The organism is Pseudomonadota bacterium (assembly GCA_010028905.1).
In the GTDB taxonomy this organism is placed as follows: Bacteria; Vulcanimicrobiota; Xenobia; order RGZZ01; family RGZZ01; genus RGZZ01.
Genome location: RGZZ01000354.1, coordinates 1 through 5,339 on the forward strand (window position 1 = coordinate 1; position 5,339 = coordinate 5,339).

General features: G+C 68.8%; 8 protein-coding genes. 3 read left to right on the forward strand and 5 right to left on the reverse strand.

Going from position 1 to position 5,339, the window contains the following annotated elements; genetic code table 11:
• From EB084_18840 to EB084_18850, 3 genes are all read left to right on the forward strand, one after another.
• Positions 1-702: hypothetical protein (locus EB084_18840; protein NDD30320.1), on the forward strand; the 702-nt coding region annotated here is incomplete at its 5' end.
• Positions 703-761: 59 nt separating this feature from the next.
• Complete coding sequence (locus tag EB084_18845; protein NDD30321.1) at positions 762-1,115, forward strand: DUF971 domain-containing protein; 354 nt, start codon at positions 762-764, stop codon at positions 1,113-1,115.
• A complete protein-coding gene (locus EB084_18850) occupies positions 1,105-1,887 on the forward strand; it encodes a D-alanyl-D-alanine dipeptidase (GenBank protein ID NDD30322.1) in 783 nt (260 codons plus the stop codon). Before EB084_18845 ends, EB084_18850 begins: the two co-directional genes overlap by 11 nt.
• Before the next feature lie 27 nt (positions 1,888-1,914).
• On the opposite strand, the gene EB084_18855 is transcribed toward EB084_18850, so the two are convergent.
• The 5 genes from EB084_18855 to EB084_18875 form a co-directional block, all read right to left on the reverse strand.
• The gene (locus EB084_18855) at positions 1,915-3,372 is read right to left on the reverse strand and encodes a hypothetical protein (protein NDD30323.1); all 1,458 of its coding nucleotides are present in this window, start codon (positions 3,370-3,372) and stop codon (positions 1,915-1,917) included.
• A gap of 142 nt (positions 3,373-3,514) precedes the next feature.
• A complete protein-coding gene (locus EB084_18860) occupies positions 3,515-3,796 on the reverse strand; it encodes a rhodanese-like domain-containing protein (protein NDD30324.1) in 282 nt (93 codons plus the stop codon).
• A 54-nt stretch (positions 3,797-3,850) separates the two neighbouring features.
• Entirely contained in the window at positions 3,851-4,378 is a 528-nt protein-coding gene (locus EB084_18865) for a hypothetical protein (protein NDD30325.1), read from the reverse strand.
• Positions 4,379-4,388: 10 nt separating this feature from the next.
• The gene (locus tag EB084_18870) at positions 4,389-4,811 is read right to left on the reverse strand and encodes a hypothetical protein (GenBank protein ID NDD30326.1); all 423 of its coding nucleotides are present in this window, start codon (positions 4,809-4,811) and stop codon (positions 4,389-4,391) included.
• Between the two features lie 55 nt (positions 4,812-4,866).
• On the reverse strand, positions 4,867-5,325 hold the full coding sequence (locus EB084_18875; GenBank protein NDD30327.1) for a hypothetical protein: 459 nt from the start codon (positions 5,323-5,325) through the stop codon (positions 4,867-4,869).
• Positions 5,326-5,339 lie beyond the last annotated feature (14 nt).

Below are 5,339 nucleotides of genomic sequence, written 5' to 3' on the forward strand. Positions count from 1 at the left end.
GACGGGCGCCTCGAGATCGGTCGACTCGACGAGCACCGCCTGCGGCAGCGACGTGCGCTCGCTGCGCGCGACCCGGCGCGCCATCTCGTCTGCCCGCTGTTCACCCGCTACCAGCGCGAGGTTCTCGACGCGCGGCGGACTGGAGGTGAGGTCGACGCCATCGCGCGCCCCCGGCTACCCCATGTGCCGGACGATCTCCCGGAATCGTGGCACGACACGCTGCGCGACTACGCGGTGGCCTTCGAGGCCCTGCGCACCGTGCCCCGCGATTTCACCGCGGGCGACACGGGCCTGAGCAGCCTCTTCGGCCTTCCGCCCTATCACGCGGTCGACGCCGTGACGTACTACGGCGGCTCCATCCCCCTCGCCGTGGGGGCGTGGCTGGCCGGTCGCGAGCATGCGTGGGCCGTGACCGGAGACTATGCCTTCGCGGCCGCGGGTGCGCTCGGTCTCACCGAGGCGGCGCACCGCCAGGCGCCCGTGAAGGTGGTCATCTTCGCCAACGGCCAGGCCCGAGCCACGGGTGGGCAGACGGTGGCCCTCGACGATGTCGAGGCCATCATCGGCGGATACGAAGCCAGGGTGCATCGCGTTGAAGACGCGCGCGATGGCGTGGCCGTGCGCGAGGCGGTAGAAGAGGCCACCCAGCGCGACGGGCTGCGCATCGTGCTGCTGCAGTACCCGGTGCGCTTCGGTCTCTGAGGCCGCCGTACGTCTCGTTGCCGGAAGGGGTCGCGGCGGCGGTGGGGAACCAGAGTCGCATGCGCTCCGATCCCATCGACATCAGAGAACCCGGGCCCACCTCGCTGCAGATCACCTGGGCCGATCAGCACGTGAGCCTCTTCACCTACACCCAGCTGCGCGAGCTGTGCCCCTGCGCCATGTGCCGCGCACAGCAGCGTTCGGGCGGGGTCGATGCCCTTCTCGCCAGCATGGTGGCGCCCAACCTCGGTGCCCGTGACATCAGCGTGGTGGGGCGCTACGCCCTCAACATCGTGTTCGGTGACGGGCACGACAGCGGTATCTTCACCTTTGACATGCTGCGCGATCTCTGCCCCTGCGAGGCCTGCGCCGCGGTCAGCCCCGCCTCGGCCGAGGGCTCCCATGGCGCGTGACGGCGAGCCCGAGGGGGCGACGAATGCGGAGGCGACGTCGGCGCCCCACGATGATGATGCGGGGCGATTGAACCGGCGAGAGCTCTGCACGGGGGTGGCCTCGGTGGCCTTTGCGGCGCTGCTCTCGGGCACGGCCGCCTTCGCCCGCCCGCCTGTCGAGAAGGGCCCCTTTCTGGCGCCTGACCTGGTCGAGCTCATCACCCTCGACCCCAGCCTGAAGCTCGACATCCGCTACGCGACCCGCGACAACTTCCTCGGGGTCGTGCTCTACCCGGAGGCACGGGCGTTCATGCAGCGCCCGGCCGCCGAGGCGCTGGTGCGCGCGCATCGCGCGCTGCGCCGCCACGGCCTGGGGCTGATGATCTTCGACGCCTACCGGCCCTGGCGGGTCACGAAGCTGATGTGGGACAACGCCCGCCCCGAGTGGCGCAAGGGTGGCTATGTGGCCGATCCTGACAAGGGCTCGCGTCACAATCGCGGGTGCGCGGTCGACCTCACGCTGTTCGAGCGCGCCACGGGTCAGCCCCTCGACATGCCCACGGGCTACGACGACTTCCACGAGCAGGCCCACGCCGAATCGCCGAACGTCACGCCGAAGGCGAAAGCCAACCGTGAGCTGCTCCAGCGCGTCATGCTGGCCCAGGGGTTTCGCATCCTGCCCGAGGAGTGGTGGCACTTCGACTACAAGGACTACCCCCACTACGGCATCCTCGACATCGACTTCGCGCACGTCGAGACCCGCGCGGGCGCCTCGACGCGTCAGAAGCGCTGACCCGGCGGCAGGCGGCCCCCTCGTGCGTCACAGAACCCCGGGAATGAACCGGAACTTCACCCGCGCGCAGTAGTCACGATACTCCTCGAAGCGCATGAGATGGCGCTCTTCGGTGATTGCGCGCAGCACGTAGAGCCCATCGACCATCACCACGATGAGGAACAGGGGGAGCGTGTCGATGTTGCGCGCGCTCTCCGCCCACCAGCCGATGATCTTGCTTGCGTAGGCGGGGTGGCGCACCACGGCGTAGGGGCCTCGGGCGATGAGTCCGCGATACGTGAGGTTGCTGAAGCGCAGGCCAAAGGCCAGGGTCGAGGCGACGTAGACGCAGAAGGCCGCGAACGAGATCAGCTGCAGCCCGATGCCCACCTGCGCGGCCACCGGAGGGCCTTCCTGCAGCGGCAGCCTGCCCACCGTCCAGAAGTTCAGCGGAGGGTAGCAGAGCAGCGTCACCAGCCAGCCCCCGATGGAAGGATCGACGCTGCGCGTCTTGTTCCCCAGCCACCGGGATGCGCAGGTGTAGCCGAGCAGGCCCAGCGAGATGTCCATGGTGCCGATGAGGCCGAACGCGAACGACGTGGCGTTCTGCGTGACGAACACATAGCTGCCATCGACGGCCTGGTAGATGAAGGCGCGCACCAGGAACCCCACATTCAGGAAGAAGCTCACCGTCATCACCGGGATGAAGAACGTCTTCACGACCAGATCGAGGAGCGTGACGCGAACCGATGGTCGGCGCAGCGCGCGAAGTCGACGGCGTGAGCGCGCCAGCAGGCAGATGACGAAGCCCGGGTCGCTCAGGTTGTCGGTCAGGCCTGCGCCCCAGAGGTTGGTCAGGAAGGCGTAGGGGAGCCCGAGAAACAGGTAGATCGAGAGCAGCGCGCAGCAGGTGAAGCGCCAGACCTCGAATATGGCGGCGCCGTAGAGCGGCGTTCTCAGGCTCACCATCACCACGGCGGTGAATGGGACGAGACCTGCCAGCCATCGCCAGAACGCGGTGCGCAGCGCCCACCCGACTGGCGCGAGACGGGCGCCGCGCCAGCGGGGAAGGGCGACGGCGACGACGACGGCGGTGCTGAACGCGTATGACGCCAGCAGCCCCGTCTCGAGCCTCGAGAGGCGGCCGACGCCGAGCTCGATCCAGGGGCTTCCCCCGGCGAGCGTGGCGACCCAGGGGATGGTGGCTGAGACCATCAGGCCGGTCAGGACGAGGATTCGCTGGCGCGGCGCGGCGCGCTCCCAGGCGGCCATGAGCAGCGCCCCCAGACCCAGGGAGGCGAGCAGCGAGAGCACCTCGCGGTTCACCACGTCCATTCCGCTGCCGGGGATCCAGGGAAAGGGGTGTTCGAGGAGCAGCGGCTGCGGCAGGCCCATGCGAAAGTCGATGCACGCTCCCACGAGCGCGACGATGAGCAGGCTGCCGAGCAGGCCCGTGGACAGGTTCTGGCACCCGTTCAGCGCCGGGCTCGGGGAACGGTTCGACATCTCGCAGGCCCTCGCAGTTCAGCGCACCTCAGGGCTCGAGCCATCCACCGGCGTCGCGCCAGCCCTGCAGGCCTTCACTCAGATGCTTGACGTTGGTGTATCCCAGCGCCGACGCGGCACGCGCGCCGTCAAGATACGACAGTCAATGGCTGTTGGCGCAGTACGAGACGATGAGCGCCTTCTTGCTGGGGGGGAGCAGCGAAGCGAGCTGCTTCTGCTGGCTGTAGTAGTGGATTGCGCCAGGGAGGTGCCACTGCTTGTACACCTCCTGGTCGTTGCAGTCGATGAGGGTCACCTTGTGTGCCTTGATGGCCGCCGCCAGAGCGCCGTGCGCGATGTCGGGGTACCCCTCGTGCGGGGCGGCCCACGCCCAGGGCACGCTCAGCGCCAGGGCGACCAGGACCAGGAACAGCTTCAGCCTCATGGATGCCTCCTACTTCTGGGGATGCGCGCGAGGCCGGCCTGCTTCAGGTCGGCCTCACATCACTCGCAGGGCGTCGCGCAGGGCAGCGACCTCCGGATGATTCGACAGGGACGCGTTCAGGGTGAGCAGCTCCTCGACGTAGTGCGAGACCGCGGTCTTCACCGCACTGAGGAAATCTGTCTCGGTGGGGGTGGCCGACGCGAGGTCGCCCTCGTCCGGGTCATCGCGGTATGCGACCTGCACCCGGTCGTCGTCGAGACGCGTGAGCACGAGGCAGGCCGGGCTGTCGCCGAACCCGGCCACATGGGTGCCGCCGTCTCTCACCTGGTGCGCGGCGTCGAGCAGATGCTGGGCGAACACGAACACGGTGTCACCGATGCGGGCGCCCTTGCTGTTGAGCGGATCGCCCACCGCGGCCGTCGCGCCGTCATGGAGCATGGGCTGCCCGTTGAACTCGAGCGCGATCCAGCCCGAGGCCAGGGTCTCGAGGTCTGGCTTCAAGGGCGCCCGAGGCCAGTGCGCAAGAACGGCCTTGTCCTCGGCGGGCGGGTCGAGCTCTACCTTCAGTCGGAATGCGTGCATGTCTGCTCCCTCAGCGCTTCGGATACGCGGTGATGATCGAACCGTCAGCGCCCACCACCACGAGAACCTGATACGATGCACCCGCTGGACGCCAGCGGTACTGGCGACGGCCACGGTCGTAGACGGGGGTCTGTCTGAGCGCCGTGCCGATGCACTCCTGCACCTGCACGTCATCGCGCATGCCGAGTGCCTGTCCGAACGTGGTCACGCGGCCGCCATCGTACCAGATGCCATCGATGTGCTTGCCCTTGATGTGCAGCCAGCCCCAGTCGCCGCGATGCCCCGTACCTCGCCCCGCGTAGAGCAGAACGGTCTGGCCGCGCCCGTCGGCGTAGGTGCGGATGACGCGGTGGGAGCCAGACCCGCTTCGGGCCAGGGCGCTGGTGGAGAGCGTGAGACCGAGCAGTAGCGCCAGCAGGGCGCGCAGATGCATTCTCATACCGACCGGTTCCCTTCGGCCGCCTCTTCCCCTGCCGCTGCGGCCTTGTTCAGGGCCCCCGCTGCAGGATGCGCTCCACGAGGTCGGGGCGGAAGAACAGGTGGGCGAATCGCTCCGCGGTCTCGGCTTGCTGGCCGGTGCGCCAGCGCACGAGTGTCATGGCGTGCTCTGATCCGACGAAGTAGCCGTCCGGGTCGAACGCGATCCACTGCCGGTCAGTACCCGCAGATGCGCTGGGAGACGGGCCCGTGGCGAACGTGAGGAGCAACCGCCCCTCGTGAGCGTCGTGCAGCATCACGGTGCCGTCGCGGCTGCCACTGGCGGCCACCGAACCGTCACCGCTCAATGAGACGCCCGTCACGGTGGCGTGGTGCGCGGTGAAGGCGCGCTGCAGCGAACCGTCACGCAGGTCGAAGAGCCGCGTCGCGCCGTCTGCCGCGCCCACCAGCAGCGATGCGCCCTGAATCGGGAACGCCAGGCTGCTCGGTGTGCCGGTGCCTTCCAGCACCCGCTCGACGCTGC

What these genes read in the sequence shown, in the direction of transcription:
- EB084_18845 (NDD30321.1), top strand. Translation starts at nt 762, where the DNA reads ATGCGCTCCGATCCCATCGACATCAGAGAACCCGGGCCCACCTCGCTG.
- EB084_18855 (NDD30323.1), bottom strand. Translation starts at nt 3,372, where the DNA reads ATGTCGAACCGTTCCCCGAGCCCGGCGCTGAACGGGTGCCAGAACCTG.
- EB084_18860 (NDD30324.1), bottom strand. Translation starts at nt 3,796, where the DNA reads ATGAGGCTGAAGCTGTTCCTGGTCCTGGTCGCCCTGGCGCTGAGCGTG.
- EB084_18865 (NDD30325.1), bottom strand. Translation starts at nt 4,378, where the DNA reads ATGCACGCATTCCGACTGAAGGTAGAGCTCGACCCGCCCGCCGAGGAC.
- EB084_18870 (NDD30326.1), bottom strand. Translation starts at nt 4,811, where the DNA reads ATGCATCTGCGCGCCCTGCTGGCGCTACTGCTCGGTCTCACGCTCTCC.
- EB084_18850 (NDD30322.1), top strand. Translation starts at nt 1,105, where the DNA reads ATGGCGCGTGACGGCGAGCCCGAGGGGGCGACGAATGCGGAGGCGACG.